14 protein-coding genes are annotated in these 17,017 nt (G+C 64.2%); 9 read left to right on the top strand and 5 right to left on the bottom strand.

The genetic code is table 11. From position 1 onward, the window contains the following. Positions 1-21: 21 nt before the first annotated feature. The 3 genes from KTR9_RS08685 to KTR9_RS08675 all read right to left on the bottom strand — a co-directional run bounded on the left by KTR9_RS08685 (position 22) and on the right by KTR9_RS08675 (position 4,672). Complete coding sequence (locus KTR9_RS08685; RefSeq protein ID WP_148281170.1) at positions 22-1,824, bottom strand: AMP-binding protein; 1,803 nt, start codon at positions 1,822-1,824, stop codon at positions 22-24. Then, entirely contained in the window at positions 1,706-2,908 is a 1,203-nt protein-coding gene (locus KTR9_RS08680) for a cytochrome P450 (protein WP_238554072.1), read from the bottom strand. The genes KTR9_RS08685 and KTR9_RS08680 overlap by 119 nt, the downstream gene beginning before the upstream one ends. A gap of 72 nt (positions 2,909-2,980) precedes the next feature. Further along, positions 2,981-4,672 carry an FAD-dependent oxidoreductase gene (locus KTR9_RS08675; protein WP_014926072.1) on the bottom strand — a complete coding sequence of 564 codons (1,692 nt, stop codon included), beginning with the start codon at positions 4,670-4,672 and terminating at the stop codon, positions 2,981-2,983. Positions 4,673-4,992: 320 nt separating this feature from the next. Here KTR9_RS08675 and KTR9_RS08670 point away from each other — a divergent pair, with 320 nt between their 5' ends. Both KTR9_RS08670 and KTR9_RS08665 read left to right on the top strand, forming a co-directional pair. Then, a complete protein-coding gene (locus KTR9_RS08670) occupies positions 4,993-5,187 on the top strand; it encodes a hypothetical protein (RefSeq protein WP_044506297.1) in 195 nt (64 codons plus the stop codon). Positions 5,188-5,194: 7 nt separating this feature from the next. Next, complete coding sequence (locus KTR9_RS08665) at positions 5,195-5,866, top strand: TetR/AcrR family transcriptional regulator (RefSeq protein WP_049942625.1); 672 nt, start codon at positions 5,195-5,197, stop codon at positions 5,864-5,866. A gap of 504 nt (positions 5,867-6,370) precedes the next feature. On the opposite strand, the gene KTR9_RS08660 is transcribed toward KTR9_RS08665, so the two are convergent. After that, positions 6,371-7,003 (bottom strand): TetR family transcriptional regulator, encoded by a 633-nt coding sequence (locus tag KTR9_RS08660; RefSeq protein WP_014926070.1) that lies wholly within the window; start codon positions 7,001-7,003, stop codon positions 6,371-6,373. A 93-nt stretch (positions 7,004-7,096) separates the two neighbouring features. Between KTR9_RS08660 and KTR9_RS08655 the strand changes: the two genes are divergently transcribed. From KTR9_RS08655 to KTR9_RS08645, 3 genes are all read left to right on the top strand, one after another. Next, the gene (locus KTR9_RS08655) at positions 7,097-8,059 is read left to right on the top strand and encodes an aldo/keto reductase (protein ID WP_014926069.1); all 963 of its coding nucleotides are present in this window, start codon (positions 7,097-7,099) and stop codon (positions 8,057-8,059) included. 238 nt (positions 8,060-8,297) lie between these two features. Next, complete coding sequence (locus KTR9_RS08650; protein WP_014926068.1) at positions 8,298-8,966, top strand: TetR/AcrR family transcriptional regulator; 669 nt, start codon at positions 8,298-8,300, stop codon at positions 8,964-8,966. A 1-nt stretch (position 8,967) separates the two neighbouring features. After that, complete coding sequence (locus KTR9_RS08645; RefSeq protein ID WP_014926067.1) at positions 8,968-11,334, top strand: MMPL family transporter; 2,367 nt, start codon at positions 8,968-8,970, stop codon at positions 11,332-11,334. Positions 11,335-11,340: 6 nt separating this feature from the next. On the opposite strand, the gene KTR9_RS08640 is transcribed toward KTR9_RS08645, so the two are convergent. Continuing rightward, entirely contained in the window at positions 11,341-11,661 is a 321-nt protein-coding gene (locus KTR9_RS08640) for a putative quinol monooxygenase (protein WP_014926066.1), read from the bottom strand. Between the two features lie 183 nt (positions 11,662-11,844). Here KTR9_RS08640 and KTR9_RS08635 point away from each other — a divergent pair, with 183 nt between their 5' ends. From KTR9_RS08635 to KTR9_RS08620, 4 genes are all read left to right on the top strand, one after another. Next, positions 11,845-13,269 (top strand): aldehyde dehydrogenase family protein, encoded by a 1,425-nt coding sequence (locus tag KTR9_RS08635; RefSeq protein ID WP_014926065.1) that lies wholly within the window; start codon positions 11,845-11,847, stop codon positions 13,267-13,269. Positions 13,270-13,523: 254 nt separating this feature from the next. Next, positions 13,524-14,513 (top strand): alpha/beta hydrolase, encoded by a 990-nt coding sequence (locus tag KTR9_RS08630; RefSeq protein WP_014926064.1) that lies wholly within the window; start codon positions 13,524-13,526, stop codon positions 14,511-14,513. Positions 14,514-14,565: 52 nt separating this feature from the next. Next, a complete protein-coding gene (locus KTR9_RS08625) occupies positions 14,566-15,378 on the top strand; it encodes an alpha/beta fold hydrolase (protein ID WP_014926063.1) in 813 nt (270 codons plus the stop codon). Between the two features lie 75 nt (positions 15,379-15,453). Further along, on the top strand, positions 15,454-16,941 hold the full coding sequence (locus KTR9_RS08620) for an alpha/beta hydrolase (RefSeq protein ID WP_014926062.1): 1,488 nt from the start codon (positions 15,454-15,456) through the stop codon (positions 16,939-16,941). Positions 16,942-17,017: the final 76 nt, after the last annotated feature.

Here is a 17,017-nt window from a genome sequence, read left to right as displayed (position 1 = left end):
GTACGTTCTCGGTCGGGGCCGTCACCGACGTCGGTCCTTGCCCGCCGTGCGACGATCACCCGTGAGGTCGATGGTGTCCGCGCCGATCCCGACTTCACGAAGCTGGTGCTTGAGTACGCGACCGACGCTGTTCACCGGTAGGGAGTCGATGAACTCGACATACCGCGGAACTCCGAAGTACGGAAGATTCTGCTCGAAGAATTCGAGTAGTTCGCTCGGCTCTGGCTTCTCGCCCTTGGCGACGATGCACGCCTTGATGTCGTCCTCCGCCATCGCCGACGGCACTCCGTGGACTGCGACCTCGTCGATGAGAGGGTGGCGACGAATCGAGGCTTCGAGCTCGATCGATGACACATTCTCGCCTCGGCGGCGGAGCGCATCCCGCTTGCGGTCGACGAATTCGAAAGCGCCGTCGTTCCGCTTCCGTCCGTAATCTCCGGTGTGATACCACATGTTGGTGGTTGCTTCCACTGTGGCCGCGTCGTTCTGCCAGTAACCGGAGAAGATCGCTCCGGGGGCCAATGGACGAATCGCGAACTCCCCGACTTCGCCGGCAGCAAGCTCGTTGTCCATGCCATCCACGATCCGCACGTCGATCAGGCTCGCCGGGAATCCGAGCGAACCAATCTGCCTCGGCGCACTGACCGGGTTCAGGGTGATGGCGGTAGCCTCTGTCTGGCCGTAGCCGTCACAGACAACCCTCGTACCGAAACGGCGCTCGAAGTTCTCCTGCCGGTCTTTGTCCAACGGAATCCATACTGCTACCCGCAACTGGCCATGCATGTCAGGGTCCTCAGCCTCTGGTTGCGCGAGCACCGCTGCAGCCATTGCCGCAACACCCCAGATGGACGTAGCGCCTTCTTCGTGTGCTTGTCGCATGAAGTTGGAAGCGCTGAAGGTCGGAACCAATGTGACCGACGACCGTGAGAACAGTGCTGACATCAACACTGCGATCTGTCCGCCGGCGTGGTAGAGCGGTAGCGCTGTCATGATGCGATCGCCTGAGGCAACCCACTCCGCGGCGATATACATCCGAGCGACCTGGAAGTAGTATGCATGCGAGAGCTTGCACGCCTTCGACAACCCGGTTGTTCCCGATGTGAACATCAGGCTCATCAGATCGTTCGGCGCGACATCAACCGCTGGGACATCCGAACCGTGTTCGGCCAGCGATTCGTAAGCCACCAGCCCACCCTGGGTGGCTTCATCTTCCGGCTCACCTACGAGCACTCGAACAGCCGATGGTCGCTCGCGGCCGGCCCACTCGATGTTGTTGACCGACCGCATCGCGGCGGCATCTCCGACGATGACCGTGGCCCCGCTCGTCACCAGCTGATGCGCCAGAAACTCGCCCTTGAGGTAGATGTTGAGCGGTACGAAGATCACTCCGAGCTTGGCACAGGCGAAAATGAGCTCGATGTATTCGACGCACGTCGGCAGAACAATCGCGAGTCGGTCACCCTTCGACAACCCCAAGGAGGTCAGGCCTGTCGCGATCGCGTCGGATCGCTCGTCCAGGCTGCCGAAGGTATGGCTTTTCCCGGCTCCCGAACGGATGAACTCGAAGTCCGGGTCCAGAACCGCGCGCGATCGCAATTCCGTTGCCGGTGAGACCACGTCAGGGCGCTCGGTGCCGACGACGATCTCCGGCGAGTTCTCTCTAACCAACGCGTCAGTGGTTGACGAAGTCATTTTTCTCTCTCTTTTATTCCGCGGACCGAATCGAACATTTGACGAGGACGCTCTCGACGGAGCTGTAACTGATCCCGACCTGTCGAGAGACTGACTCGCCCGGCGTAACCAGCTCAAACTTCTCGAACGCATCGAGAAGGACGTCGAAGGCGATATCGAGTTGCAGTCGCGCGAAGTGGGATCCGAGGCAGCGGTGGATGCCGACGCCGAAGGCCACGTGCGGGCTGCTCAGTCGGTCGAAGACGAGTTCATCCGCATCATCGAAGTGACTCTGGTCGCGGTTTGCCGACAGGTAGTGGAGCACAACCCGGTCACCCTTGGCGAACTCCTGTCCGTTGACAGTGACATCTTCCGTGACGGTTCGTGCCATAAAGGACACTGTGGGTTCGAGTCGCAGGAACTCGTCGAGATCGGACTTCCACCAATCCGGATCACGCAGGCGGTCTTCGACATTCGGATTGGCTGCGAGGTGGTAGCCGATGTTCGACATCGCGCTACGGGTGGTATCGAGGCCACCTGCCAGCAAAGCTGATACCACACCGAGGCGTTCACCATCGGTCAGTGGTCGTCCGTCCTCGACGGTGGCCGTGACCAGTGCCCCGAGCACATCGTCGCGCTCCTCCGGGTTACCGGCTTCTACCTCCGCGAGAAGTTCGCCGGCGATCATCGCAATCTCGAAGAATGCTTCCGGCGTGGCCTCGGTTGCAGCCTTCTCTACGGCCTCGACGGCTCGCGCTGTGACATTGGCGTCGTCGGTCGCAAAGACGACGCGTGCAAGCGCCGCAGATGTGAACGGAATCGCGAAATCACGCACGAATTCGAATTGGCCGTCGGTTGCAAGCTTTTCTTTGATCTTCTCGACCAAGTCGACACCGATTCGTCGGAGATCGGGCTCGTAGCGAAGGAGATAATTCCGAGAAAAATACTTGTTCAGGAATTTGCGGAAGTCACGGTGAAGAGGGGGATCGAGATCGAGCGGCGCGAGACTGACTGGTAGACCGCGCACCGCGGGATCCGCACTACTGAAAACGTTGGGCTGTTCAGCAATCGCTTTGACGTCGTCGTAACGTGTCGCCACGTAATAGCCTCCGTCAACCTCGGCATGAGGGAACGGACACCCACCTTCGCGAGCCTTGTGTAGCGCCTCGAACATGTTTGGAAGCTGTTCAGGATCGTGCAGATCAATCGACTTCAGGATGTCGTCAGCTGATTTCACAGCCACTCCTTCTGAGTTTGGTTACATTAAATGGGACTAGAACTGTCTTGATCACGGCATGCGGCGGAGGGCTCATCTGCGGGTAAGCACTGCTGTGGCACTTTGTGCCACCTCGACCATCTCATCGACATCGACGATTTTGATTCGCGGACATCCTTGCGAACGCCCGGCCGCCCGCTCATGACCGTCGATCCGGTCTGCATCGGACATGCGCAGCCAGTTCGGCTGTCGCTCTGAAACTAGATCCACGAGGTCTGCTTGTGAACCAATCGGATCCGTATGCAGTCCATTCTTGTGGTTGTCGATCAGTCGTTCAACGGTGTTTTGCGAGCACTTTTTATTGGTCCCGATCACGCCCTTTGGGCCCCGCTTTATCCATCCGACCGCGTACACGCCCTCTGATACCCCATCCTCAGTGGCGTCTACAACACCACCGGTGTTCTTCAGAACTTTGGTGACGGGATCGGCCGGCAGGTTTTTAATCGATTCGCCTTGGTATCCGATTGAGCGGAGCACCAAACAGCACGAAACATTCTGCTCTTGAGAGTCACTCGCCTGCATGGAGTGGTTAGTCGTGAGCCGAACTCCCTCAACGCTGGTCTCGCCATATATCTCGACCGGCCGGGTGTTGAACCGGAGCAAGATTCGCTTTCGTCCTGGTTCTTCGTCACGCGCCGCCAACTCGCGCAACAACGCGAGCTTGGCGAGAGTTGCGTGGTCGGCCTCTGCTGACTCGGCCCGAGTGAAATACTCGTCGATTTCCTCGACCGACAGGTCCACCAACGTGTCAAAGTCCCGGCGCTGACTCAGCGCCAGCAGTTCCGAGTATGTGAAGGCTGCTACATCTGGCCCTCGTCGAGCGATGACCTGAACCTCGGTGATTTCGCTGTCTGATATCGCTCGGACGGCGTGGCGAGCCATGTCTGTGCGCTCGAGTATTTCTGGTTCAGAGAGAAGCAGGCGCGCAACATCGATCGCTACATTCCCATTGCCGATTATCACCGCGCGCTCGCCCGATAGATCGAACTGCTTGGAAGCGGCATACGGGTGCCCGTTGTACCAGGCGACGAAGTCAGACGCTCCGTGGCTTCCCGGCAGTTGCTCGCCCTCGATTCCAAGAGATCGAGAGGACCCCGCCCCAACCGCGTAAATGACTGCGTCATGATGATCAAGAAGTTCGCTATGACTGATGTGTTCGCCGATCTCAACATTGAGAAACATCGTGACCGAGGCGCGAGCAGCGGTGCGCGCGAACGTCGTGGTAACCGCCTTGGTGTCCTGATGATCTGGGGCCACCCCGTAGCGCACAAGCCCCCAAGGCATCGGCAACCGCTCGAACACGTTCACTTCTGCTCGCACGTCGCGGCGGAGCACCAGATCCTCGGCGGCGTACATACCCGCTGGCCCCGAGCCGACGATCGCAACGCGCAAAGGCAGAGGCTGGCCGCTCGATGCGGCCTGCATCGTCCTACCTCCTGGCGACGGAGCGGTGTCGGTCGCCGCGATACCCGGGCCGCCGTAGTACGCGGCATTGATCCGCTCGTAAGGCTCGGTGACCTCAGTGAGATCGAAATCGGCCACGATCGCCGTCACCGGGCACACATCGACACAAGCGCCACAGTCAATACAAGCGTCGGGATCGATATACAGCATTTCCGCGGTCTCGTACCCCGGTTCCTCCGGCGTCGGATGGATGCAGTTGACCGGGCAAACCGGCACGCACGAAGCATCACTGCAGCACGAGCGCGTGATGACGTGAGCCACTACCCCTCCTGGTATGGATCGGAGCGCCCGCTTGGCGCCTGTCGTTACTCCAATACAAATCTTGTATCGTGTATCAGGATGTTAGCTGGTTCACGTTTTCGCGTCAACGAGTCCTGAGGCATCGCCACGTCGGCGAGATGCCAGAGCCACTGCGACATGGTCAGGTCGCGCCGCCACACCCCGGTGCGCTCCCGAATTGGGTGACGTCGGCGCGCATGGGAGTCGGACGGCGGTCCTGACTGATGAGAAGGAGGATCCGCTACCGCGCTCATGGCCCGGGCATTGACCCACTTTGCATCTTCGGTGTCACGCTTCGGGTGATGATGACCTACAACGAATCGTGCTACCGGTCCGGGATGTTCCGGGAGTTGTTGGATGACAACATGATCGAGCACAACTGGACCGCACAGGCCGAAAACGACAGCAAGGTCGAACGTGTCAACCGCACCCCAGAGAGGAATGGGCGGGTGATCCGAGGGCTCTGGGTTCATGCTCCCGGTCACGGCCCACTATGATCAGCGGATGGCGTCGATCAAGTCTGGGCTGGTCAATAGCGTTAGTTTGCGCGATCGCAGCGAAGGCGAGTCGAAGTCCGAACAGACCCGACTCCGCATTCTCGATGCGGCCGCTCATGTACTTAGTGTTCGAGGCTATGCGCGAACTCGCCTCACCGAAATCGCCGACATCGCAGGCCTGCAGGCCCCCGCCATCTATTACTATTTCCCGTCGCGAGATGCCCTAGTGGGCGAGGTCATGCACCTCGGTATCAGCCTCACGCGCGAACACGTTGCGGACATGCTGGCAGCTTTGCCCGCGACTGCGAGCGCGACAGAGCGTATCGGTGCCGCAGTCGAATCCCACATGCGTCTCGTGCTGGATCTGTCCGTGTATGCGACTGCTTCTATCAGGAACGCGGGCCAAGTACCTGATGACATTCGGGCCCGCCGCGAGGTGGAGGAAAAGCTCTACGGTGAGCTTTGGAACCAATTACTGAAAGATGCGCGCGAAGAGGGCAGTCTACGCCCCGAGCTCGATCTGCGTGCTTCTCGCATGCTTGTACTCGGCGCGATGAACTGGGCGGCTGAATGGTGGAACCCCAAGCTGGGTTCCTTGGACTCTGTCGTAATGACCGCGCGTGCACTCGTGCTGCACGGGCTGAGTTGCGAAGGTGATGAAGAGTCGAATGACGGCTGATCAGCCGAACTCAGAACGGCCTGACCCCTTTCGCAATTAACTACCCTTCGCGATTGACTACCGATAACCGCAACACTCACCGCCAGTCATCGTCCTAGGGTGGCGGTTTGAAGGACAACTGACGCGTGCACCAACTGCGCACTATCGTCACCGGAGCCAGGCAGGTGCGTATGTCGCAGAACGCCTCGGGATGTGGGTCCGCAGCAAGTGCGCACCTAAGGGTACAGAAAGGCGCGTTGGTCGACATCGCACCGCGCCGATCTCAGAGGCCTTCTGGGCGCTTCTTGGCGGTGGTACCGGCCTTCTTTGCGCCGCCAGTGGCGTGATAGCGGTTCGAGACAGCGAGAAGGTTGGCTTGTACCCCCAGACGTGACGACCGCGACGTCCTTGAAGTCACGACCCTTCCACACGCCCCCCAAGGCCAGGCCTATCCTCGAGGTCCGATGACACTCGGGCAGCGCAAGCAGCTCAGCTCCAGAGGGGTGGATCTTGACAATCGGGCCCTCAGGCATCCCCGTCTCGCCCATGGGCCGAATGCACGGTGGCGAAGGCGTCGTCGAGGAGAGTGTGCAACGGAACCGCCCCCTCACAGAGGGTCCATTCTGCCAGCGCGGCGTCCAAGCAGGACAGCGCAGAGAGAATCAGTGCTCGGGCTCTGAACAGTCGAGAGTCCCTGACACCCTCCATCCGATCCAGAATTACGGGCTCGAGCATCGCCGCCCAACTGAGGTGTTTTTCGTAGTTGCGAGCGCGCAACGAAGCAGTGCTCATCGTGACCCGTATGGACCTCAGCCCACGCGCCTGATAAGCCGGCCTCTCGGTGAGTTCGACGATCGGGTCGAAGCTCCGGCGCAACACAGTCCACACCGACTCGTCGGCCGGGCGTTGGGCCGCGGCGCTGCGAACGATCTCGCCGAAGGGCTCGGGGTCGCCGATCACTACATCCTCTTTAGACGGGAAGTAGCGGAAGAAGCTGCGCGGTGAAATCCCGATTGCGTCAGCAAGCTGGTGAACCGTCACCGAGTCGAACCCGCGCTCGTCAAACAACGTCAACGCACGGTCGGCAACCTGCTCTCGGACAGAGGCACGGGCCGCTTCACGCAGCCACGCTCTCGTGCCTGTGGTCGCCTCGTCCATCCCGCCATCGTACCGGGCCACGCACCATCCGTCTGGCGTGGCATCGACTGCCAATCGAGGCGTAGGTTGAAGAGGTCTACGAAAGGACATATCTTGCACAAGCGAACACTCGGATCACAGGGCCTTGAGACGTCGGCACTCGGGTACGGGGCGATGGGAATATCGATCGCCTACGGTTCAGGAGACGCAGACGAGGGCATTGCGGCGATCCGCAAAGCACATGAACTCGGAGTGACCCTCTTCGACACCGCCGAAATGTATGGCTGGGGTGAGAACGAGAGGATCGTGGGTCGCGCAGTCAAAGGCTTTCGCGATGACATCACGCTCGCAACAAAGTTCGGCTTCACGCGCGACTATGGATTCGACAGTCGCCCTGAGCACATTCGCGAGGTGGCCGAGAGCAGTCTGCGATACCTGCAAGTCGATCATATAGACGTGCTCTACCAGCACCGAGTCGATCCAAACGTTCCCATCGAGGACGTCGCCGGCACCGTCAAAGAACTCATCGAAGTCGGAAAAGTGAAGTACTTCGGGCTCAGCGAGGCCGGATCCGAAACAATCCGACGAGCCCACGCCGTGCAGCCGGTGTCGGTGCTACAGACCGAATACTCGCTATTCGAACGCGACGTCGAGATCCTGTTCCCCACCCTGACGGAACTCGGGATCGGATTCGTCCCCTACTCACCCCTGGGACGTGGATTTCTCACCGGCACAGCGGTGCCCGCAGACCAATACGACGAGACCGACATGCGACGAACAGATCCGCGCTGGCAGCCAGGAAACTTCGAGAAGAACGTCGAAGCGACACGCAAACTCACCGAATTCGCCGCCACGAAGGGAAGCACTGTTGCTCAGTTGGCCCTCGCGTGGCTGCTCGCCCAAGGCGACCACATAGTGCCGATCCCTGGCACCCGCAAGTCACACCGAGTCGCCGAGAACGCCGTCGCTGCTGACCTGCACCTCACCGCCGCCGACCTTAGCCGCATCGACGACATCCTCCCGGCAGGCGGATTTGGGGCCCGATACGCCGCAGGAAGCATGCCCAGCTGGAACTGACAGCCAGGGCCTGCGGTCGTACTACCGGCTCACCCCGGGCCGAGCCAATGATGACGTGGGGTTTGACGATCTACGAATCGCCTTTTGAGCTGGGACGATTGACGATAGGAGCCAAACGTCCCAGCTCCGGAGGACGGTCGACCTGTTTGTGACGTTCGACATTCCACTAGCACAGTGTGAGCATCTCCTTGAAATTGCATAGTCCTGCAAGTTTGCAGCTTCCTGCACGGTCCGTACCGTGGACGATGTGCACTCCACCGGCCTCCGCGAAGCGAAGAAGGCGGCAACCCGCTCGGCGCTCGCCCGCGCCGTGCTGCGGCTGTCCACCCGCGCCGGCATCGACCATGTGACGATCGACGCCGTCGCGGCCGAGGCGAACGTCTCCGTACGCACCTTCCACAATTACTTCAGCGGCAAAGAGGACGCGCTGCTGTACTTCGTGTCCTCCCTCGTCGACACGATCGTCGAGCGGATCGAAGCCCGGCCGAGCGAGGAGACGTTCTTCTGTTCGGTCCGCACGGCCCTCACCGAGGCCGCCGCCTCACCTGACGTCGGCGAACCGGATGAGATCGTCGCGCTCCTTCGTCTTCTCGACACGGACCCCGGATTGACGGCCAGGTCCCGTGACATGGAATTGGGCGACACCGTCGACGCCCGGCTCACCGAGCTCTACACCCGGCGCGGACAGCCGGCACACACGCTCTATCCACGACTCGTCCTGCACAACGCGATCACCACCATCCGTGTCGCCCTCGAATTCTGGGTGACCCGGCACAGCGACGCCCCAAAGACCAACACGGAACTGGCCACCGTCCTGGAGTGCGCCTTCGACCAGCTGGCCGCCGGGCTGTCGCTACCCATCCGACCCATGAACGATCTCGCCGACCCATTCCCCGAGGAGCACTGACGTGGCAACACACCTGTACCGACTAGGGCGATGGGCGTTCGAGAACCGCCTCAAGACGATCGCGATCTGGGTGCTGGTCCTCATCGGGCTGGGCATCGGCGCGAGCCTGCTGGCCAAGCCGACGTCGGAGTCGTTCTCCATCCCCGGCATCCCCTCGGAGCGGGCGCAGGACCTGATGGTCGAGCGCTTCCCCGGCGAGGCCACGTTCGGTTCCGACATCGGCGTCACGTATGTCGTTCGCGCACCGGAGGGTTCGACGCTCACCGAACCCCGGTACCAGGAGGCCATCGACTCGATGGTCGCCGGCCTCAGGTCCGTCGAGGACGTGAAGAGCCCGGACTCGATCACCAATCCGTTCGTCTCCTACGGCACCGAGCAGTCACCGGGTCAGCTCCGTGAACTGTCGGCCACTTTCCAGGAGAAGACCTTCGGCAAGAACGCCGAGGAGGCGGCCGCCGATGCGCAGGCCACCTCGCCGATCAACGCGGCGGGCACCGTCGCGCAACTCGGCGCGTCCTTCGACGTCGAGGCGTCGTCGGATGTGACCGAGACGATGCGCGAGCAGATGGACGCGATCGCCGACGACGCGCGGGCCGCGGGACTGACCGTCGAGATGAAGGGTTCCGCCACACAGCAATTCGAGCTCGGGATCACCTCCGAACTGATCGGTATCGGCGTGGGCGCGCTGATCCTCATCCTCACGTTCGCCTCCCTCGTCGCATGGGGCATGCCGATCATCACCGCGATCGTCGGAGTGGCGATCGGGATGCTCGGCGTCCAGATGGGCACCCACTTCTTCGATCTCAGCAACGAGACCCCGATCCTCGCGACGATGATCGGCCTCGCGGTCGGCATCGACTACGCGCTGTTCATCGTCTCCCGCTACCGCCACGAGATCCATCGCTCGGCGAACCGGGCCGATGCGGCCGGCCGGGCCGTCGGCACCGCCGGTTCGGCCGTCGTCTTCGCCGGCAGCACCGTCGTCATCGCACTGGCCGCGCTGGCGATCGTGAACATCCCGTTCCTCACCGCCATGGGTATCGCCGCGGCGGGCACCGTGGTCGCGGCCGTGCTGGTCGCTCTCACGCTCCTGCCGGCGATCCTCGGACTCTTCGGCGGCAAGGCGTTCGCCGGACGCGTGCCACGTCTCAACGCTCCCGACGTCGGGCCGCACGACACCGACCGCGTCCACAACGGCCAGCGCTGGGTCCAGCGCATCGTGGCGCGTCCGCGCACCGTGACCGTCGCGATCGTCGGACTCCTCGTGGTCCTCGCGATCCCGATGGCCGGCCTCAAGCTCGCACTGCCCAACGACGGGACCGCCGAACCGTCGGAGACCCAGCGCAAGGCCTACGACATGGTCGCCGACGGCTACGGCCCCGGCTTCAACGGACCGCTCGTCGTCGTCGCGGACGGTCGAGCCATCGAGGACACCGGCGAACGCCTGCGCGCCTTCGACACCCTCGTCGACGACCTCGGTCGTGTCGACAACGTCGAGGTCGCCCAGATCGGCGCCGGTGGACTCAACGAGGCCCGCGACACCGCCAAGATCACGATCATCCCGTCGACCGCCCCGGCCGACGAGGCGACTCCCGCACTGGTGGAGAGCCTGCGCGAGATGGAACCCCAGGTGCAGAGCACGATGGGCATCTCCTACGGCGTGACCGGCCAGACCGCGATCGAACTCGACATCTCCGACCGCCTGTCGAGTTCGCTGATCCCCTACCTCCTGGTCGTGGTGGGTCTCGCGTTCATCCTGCTGATCATCGTGTTCCGCTCGATCCTGGTGCCGCTCACCGCGGCCCTCGGCTTCCTGCTGAGTGTCGCCGCGACCTTCGGCGTGACAGTGGCGCTGTTCACCGACGGCGCGCTGGGCATCGTCGACAACCCGCAACCGCTGGTGTCGTTCCTGCCGATCATGTTGGTGGGCATCGTGTTCGGGCTCGCGATGGATTACCAGGTGTTCCTGGTGACGCGAATGCGGGAGGCCTACGTACACGGGGCCGACGCCAAGACCGCGGTCGTCGAGGGATACCGCCACAGCGCCCGCGTGGTGGCCGCCGCGGCGGCGATCATGATCTCGGTGTTCGCCGCGTTCATGCTGCAGGACATGGCCTTCATCATGGTCATGGGCTTCGCACTGGCGGCCGCGGTGTTCTTCGACGCCTTCGTGGTCCGGATGACGCTGATGCCGGCGGTGCTGACCGTTCTGGGCGACAAGGCCTGGTGGCTGCCGCGCTGGCTCGACCGGATTCTCCCCGACGTCGACATCGAGGGCGAGAAGCTGGGGCTCGGCGACGATGCCGCCCGCCCGGCGGATGCTGCGGGAGAAGCCGACGCGGCGTCCGGGGTCCGCGCCGGCCGCTGAGCCGGGTCAGTCGACCCGGAACTCCCCGAGCTCCGACCAGCTGTCACCGTCGACCGTCGTGTTGATGACGTCGGGTGTGCGCTGGAGGTACTTGGGGAGTTCCTGCTGGGCCTGCTTGAAGTGCGGAGCCGTGACGTGCGCCTCCGCGGCGTCGTCGTCGAAGGCCTCCACCAGCACATAGGTGTTCGGATCCTCGATCGACCGCGACCAGTCGAACCACTTGTTGCCGGGCTCGGCGCGCGTCGCCTCGGTGAATTCGCGTGACAACTCGGGCCACTCGTCGGCGTATTCGGGTTTGATCGGGAACTTCACGACGATGAGGATCATGACTCGACCCTAGCTCCACAGCGGCGGGCCGACCGTCGTAGATTGCGACTGGGACGGCTGTCCCAGAATCGGTCACAAAGTGTCACGACCGGAGGCTGGGATTCACGAGACCCCGGTCGCAGCAGCGCCTAGAGTGTGAAACAGACAACAATTGTCCTCACTTCAGGCTGCAACGGAGGCACCATGCCGGACATCACCAAGTTCTACATCGACGGCCAGTGGGTCGAGCCCGCAGAGCTCAACCTCATCGACGTCATCAACCCGGCCACCGAGAAGTCGGCCGGTCAGGTCGCCATCGGTGGTGCCGCCGACGTCGACGCCGCGGTCGCCGCCGCCCGCCGGGCTTTCGTCACCTGGGGGCAGACCACCGTCTCCGAGCGCCTCGAGGTGCTCAACCGGATCATCGCCGAATACCAGAACCGCATGGGCGACCTCGCCGCCGCGGTCACCGAGGAGATGGGCTCGCCGGTCGGCCTGACCAATGCCGCGCAGGTGCCCATCGGTCTCGGCCACCTGATGACCGCCGCCGCCCAGCTCCCGGAGTACAAGTTCGTCGAGGATCGCGGCAGCTCGCGCATCGCCAAGGAGCCGATCGGCGTCTGCGGTTTCATCACCCCGTGGAACTGGCCGCTCAACCAGGTCATGTGCAAGGTCGCCCCGGCCCTGGCCACGGGCTGCACCATGGTCCTCAAGCCGTCGGAGGTCGCGCCGTTCAGCGCGGCGATCGTCGCCGAGATCTTCGACGCCGCGGGCGTGCCCGCGGGCGTGTTCAATCTCGTCAACGGTGACGGCCCCGGCGTGGGCGCCGCTCTGGCGAGCCACGAGGGCATCGACATGATCTCGTTCACCGGTTCCACCCGTGCCGGTATCGAGGTCGCCAAGACCGCTGCGCCGACCGTCAAGCGCGTGGCCCAGGAGCTCGGCGGCAAGAGCCCGAACATCATCCTCGACGACGACGACTTCGCGAAGAACGTCGCCGGCGGCATCGCGACGATGATGATGAACTCGGGACAGTCCTGCAACGCTCCGAGCCGGATGCTGGTCCCCGCGAGTCGCGTCGACGAGGTCGCCGAGATCGCCAAGGGCGTCGCCGCCGAGCTCACCGTCGGCGATCCCACCACCGACGTGAAGCTGGGGCCGGTCGTCTCCGAGGCGCAGTTCGACAAGATCCAGGGCCTCATCGAGCGCGCCATCGCCGACGGTGCCACCGCGGTCGTCGGTGGTGCCGGCCGTCCCGAGGGCCTCGAAACCGGTTACTACGTGAAGCCGACCGTCTTCACCAACGTCACCAACGACATGGAGATCGCCCGCACCGAGGTGTTCGGCCCCGTCCTCGTGGTCATCGCCTACGACTCGATCGACGAGGCGGTCAAGGTCGCCAACGACACCGAATACGGCCTCGCCGGCTACGTGTCGGGCAAGGACGTCGACGAGGTCCGCCGCATCGGATCGCAGATCCGCGCAGGCTCGATCTCGCTCAACGGCGCCCAGCTCGACCCGAGCGCACCGTTCGGCGGTTACAAGAAGAGCGGCAACGGACGCGAGTGGAGCGACTACGCCTTCGACGAGTTCCTCGAGGTGAAGTCGCTGCTCGGCTTCGGCGCCTGAGGGCGTAGACCCCTCGTACACCCGGTGACGCCGCCGGGCATTCCTGATCGGAGGGCCCGGCGGCGTCGTCGAGAGGTCCAACGCGGGGGTCGCGGCACCTCGCGGTGGCCGCGTCGATATCTCGCAAGTCCGGACAGAGCTTCGCGAACGTCTTACGCTGGCCGAACGACGTCGACCGCGGCGGCTCGACGCCCCGCGGTCGATTCCACATCTTTCGGGGGGAAGAGCGTCCACGTGACGCAAACGGGGGGACAGTGTTTCGAGTTCTTCGCGCGGCCGCTGCCGCGTGTCTGGTCGTTGCGTGCCCGGTGGTTCTGTGTCTGGCCGCCGCGCCTGCGGTCGCGACGCCCGCCGAGTCGCGCATCGTGTCGGTGGCGCAGGAGTCACCCACCCGCGCATCGGTCTGGGTCTACTCGGCGGCGATGAACAAGAAGATCAAGCTGTTCGTCCTGACGCCACGAGTCAAGACCGGGCCCCGGCCGACGCTCTACCTCCTCGACGGGGCGGGTTCGCGCGGCAACGACAGCGGCTGGCGCGGAGCCGGCAACGTCGATGAGTTCTTCGGCGACAAGGACGTGAACGTCGTGCTCCCGACAGGTGCGTACGGGAGCCAGTACGCCGACTGGGAGCGCCGGGACCCACGGGTGGGCCGACCCATGTGGGAGACGTTCTTGACCAAGGAACTTCCGCCGCTCATCGACGCGCGCTTCGAATCCGATGGTTCCCGGGGTATCGCCGGCGTCTCGATGGGTGGACAGGCGGCGTTCACGATCGCCTCCCGCACCCCGGCGCTGTACCGCGCGGTGGCCTCGATCAGTGGCTGTCCACCGGTGTCCTCCCCGCAGGGCGAGACCTACGTCCGGGCGACACTCGCCCGCGGCGGGGCGAACGCGGACAATCTGTGGGGAACGGCCGGCTCCCGGGGCTGGCGTGACCACGATCCCGCGCTCCGTCTGGACAACCTCCGCGGGAAGGCCCTCTACCTGTACTCCGGCGCGGGCCGGCTCGGACCCGCCGACATCAAGCGCGACGTGACGCCCGAAGAAGGCCTGTACCAGGTGGTGCTTGCCGCGTCATCGGCCTTCGAGATCGCGACCAGCGACTGTTCGCGCCGGTTCGCCGGGCAGTTGCGGCGCGCGGGCCTGCCCTTCACCGACGCCTTGCAGGACGTCGGAACCCACCATTGGTACTACTGGGAGAAGGAACTCCCCAACATGTGGAAGGCCATCGCGCCGGCCCTGTGAGGGGAATCCCGGTACATACGTATCCCCTTGTCCGCGTGGCTACGATCGGCGCATGCAGATCCCCGTCGCGTCCGACGCCGGCCCCGTCCTCGACGCCGAGGTGTTCGGCGAGGGCGAACCGCTCCTGCTCATCGGCGGCATGTCTGCACACCGCGGGATGTGGACCGACGAGCTCCTCGACGAGTTGACGCCGCGCTTCTCGGTTGCCGTCTACGACCACCGGGGCATCGGGGCGAGCAGTCGCGCCGAGGGGCCGTTCACCATCGCCGACCTGGCCGACGACGCCCGCGGAATCCTCGACGGACTCGACTGGGACAGCGCCCACGTCCTCGGTACCTCCATGGGCGGCATGATCGCGCAGGAACTCGCCCTCGCCGCCCCGGATCGCGTGCGCAGTCTCGTCCTCGGGTGCACCACCGCGGGCGGCCCCGGGGCCATCGGCGCACCCGGGGCGATCCGCCTCGTCGAGGCGATCTCCTCCCGCGACGCCGCGCGCGTCGCCCGCACCGCGTTCGAGGTCAATCTGTCGCCCGGGTACACCGCCCACACCGGGGCGTTCGACCGTTTCGTGTCGATGTCGACGCAGCGCCGCGTGCCGTCGGCCGTCGTCGCGTGGCAGGCGGGCGCATGCGCGGGACACGACACCCGCGACCGGATCGGATCACTCACCATGCCGACCGCGGTCATCCACGGGGACGTCGACGAGGTGATCTCGGTCGCCGAGGGCGAGCGTCTGGCCGATCTCATCCAGCAGGCGACCCTGACCCGGTGGGCCGGCGTCGGGCACATGTTCTGGTGGGAACGTCCGGGCGACACCGCCGAGGTCGTCCGGAAAATTGCCCGAGAAAATCCGTCGGGCCGGTAACACCGGTCCCCTCTCCGAACGACATCCCTGACATCGGCACCGTGTGATCGGACGGCCGCGTATGTCAGGAGCTCCATGTCGCACTCGCACAGCGAACCGCCCGTCCCCTCCACCCCTGCGGGCCAGACGCCCGAGTCGCCGCGCAGATTCTCACCTCGACGCCGAGTCCTCACCGGTATCTCGGTGGTCGTGATCCTCACCCTCGGCCTGTTCGGGGCGAGCACGCTGCTCAACTCGTCGAACACCGCAAGCGCCTTGCGCGGGCATCCCGAAGTCCTGCGACCGGGGTGTACCTGGGACAAGTCGGGCAATTACGTCCAGAACTGCAAGGTGTGGTCGGAGTCGCAGAAGCGCGAGGTGATCGTCCAGATCCGCGCCTCGAGCGGCAGCGACAGCGGCGTCTACCTGCTCGACGGCATGCGGGCCAGCGAGACCCGCTCGGCGTGGACCACCGACGTCCAGGCCGCCAAGGTCTACGACGCCAAGGCCGACACCACCCTGGTGATGCCGGTGGGCGGCGCGTCGTCGTTCTACACCGACTGGGACGGCGGCGCCGGTGACAAGAACACGATCATCAAGCAGGAGACGTTCCTGACCTCGGAGCTGCCGGGCTACCTCGAACGCGAGTTCGGCGTGGCACGCAACAACAACGCGATCATCGGACTGTCGATGTCCGGCGGACCGGCGGTGACCCTTGCCGAGCGCCACCCGGAACAGTTCAAGGTGGTCCAGGCGATGTCGGGTTACTACCAGACCGACAACCCGGTCGGCGCCCTCGGCGTCATGGCCACTCAGACGATGGTCTCGAACTACGTCAACGGCGTCGTGAACATGTGGGGCGCGCCGGGAAGTACCCGCTGGACCGACAACGACCCGTCGAAGAACCTCACCCAGCTGGCCGACAACGGCCAGGTCCTCATCATCTCCTCGGGCAACGGATTCCTCTCCCCGTCGGAGATGGCCAAGCTGTCGCCGCAGGATCAGCTCAGCGCGATGGCACTCGAGATCCTGTCCGCGGTGTCGACCGTGCTCATGCAGCTGCAGGCGAAGCAGGCCGGCGTATCGGTGATCTCGTTGCCGAACTACGGCGGCCACACCTGGGAGAACTGGGGACGCGCCCTCGGCGACGGTAAGGACCACGTGCTCACCACGCTGCGCAACAACCCGCCGGTGACCGCGAAGACGACGGTCGTGTCCGCCTCGGGCGAACCCGATCCCGAAGCACCCGCGAAGGTGACCCTCGCGGCGAAGAAGGCAGCCGAGGAATCGCCGGCCCTCGACCTCTTCGGCCTGTCCGCCACGGACTCCTCCGCATCCGAATCCGCTTCGGAGTCGGCGTCCTCTGCCGCCGAGTCCTCGTCGGCCGAGTCGTCCGCATCGGAGTCCTCGTCGGCCGGACTCGCGCCGTCCGCGGTGTCGGGGTCGGAGTCGGTGGACGCGACCGCCCCGGAGTCGGCCACCAGCACCGAGACCAGCGCGCCGAATGCACCGCGGCTCGCCCCCAGGGGTCCGGGCTCGTCGACCCCCAGTAGCTCGAGCACCACCCCGGTTCCGTCTCGCTGAACCTATTCCACGCTCGCCGTTTCCCTACCCGCTCACCGAAATCGGGTGAGCGGGTACGGGACAGGTGAGCGGCCGG

The organism is Gordonia sp. KTR9, from assembly GCF_000143885.2.
Classification (GTDB): domain Bacteria; phylum Actinomycetota; class Actinomycetes; order Mycobacteriales; family Mycobacteriaceae; genus Gordonia.
Note: the sequence above shows the minus strand (reverse complement) of the source record. Positions and strands in the feature narration are given on the sequence as shown.

What these genes read in the sequence shown, in the direction of transcription:
- KTR9_RS08685 (WP_148281170.1), bottom strand. Translation starts at nt 1,824, where the DNA reads ATGCGTTCGAGAAGTTTGAGCTGGTTACGCCGGGCGAGTCAGTCTCTC.
- KTR9_RS08670 (WP_044506297.1), top strand. Translation starts at nt 4,993, where the DNA reads ATGATGACCTACAACGAATCGTGCTACCGGTCCGGGATGTTCCGGGAG.
- KTR9_RS08665 (WP_049942625.1), top strand. Translation starts at nt 5,195, where the DNA reads ATGGCGTCGATCAAGTCTGGGCTGGTCAATAGCGTTAGTTTGCGCGAT.
- KTR9_RS08660 (WP_014926070.1), bottom strand. Translation starts at nt 7,003, where the DNA reads ATGGACGAGGCGACCACAGGCACGAGAGCGTGGCTGCGTGAAGCGGCC.
- KTR9_RS08640 (WP_014926066.1), bottom strand. Translation starts at nt 11,661, where the DNA reads ATGATCCTCATCGTCGTGAAGTTCCCGATCAAACCCGAATACGCCGAC.
- KTR9_RS08635 (WP_014926065.1), top strand. Translation starts at nt 11,845, where the DNA reads ATGCCGGACATCACCAAGTTCTACATCGACGGCCAGTGGGTCGAGCCC.
- KTR9_RS08625 (WP_014926063.1), top strand. Translation starts at nt 14,566, where the DNA reads ATGCAGATCCCCGTCGCGTCCGACGCCGGCCCCGTCCTCGACGCCGAG.
- KTR9_RS08620 (WP_014926062.1), top strand. Translation starts at nt 15,454, where the DNA reads ATGTCGCACTCGCACAGCGAACCGCCCGTCCCCTCCACCCCTGCGGGC.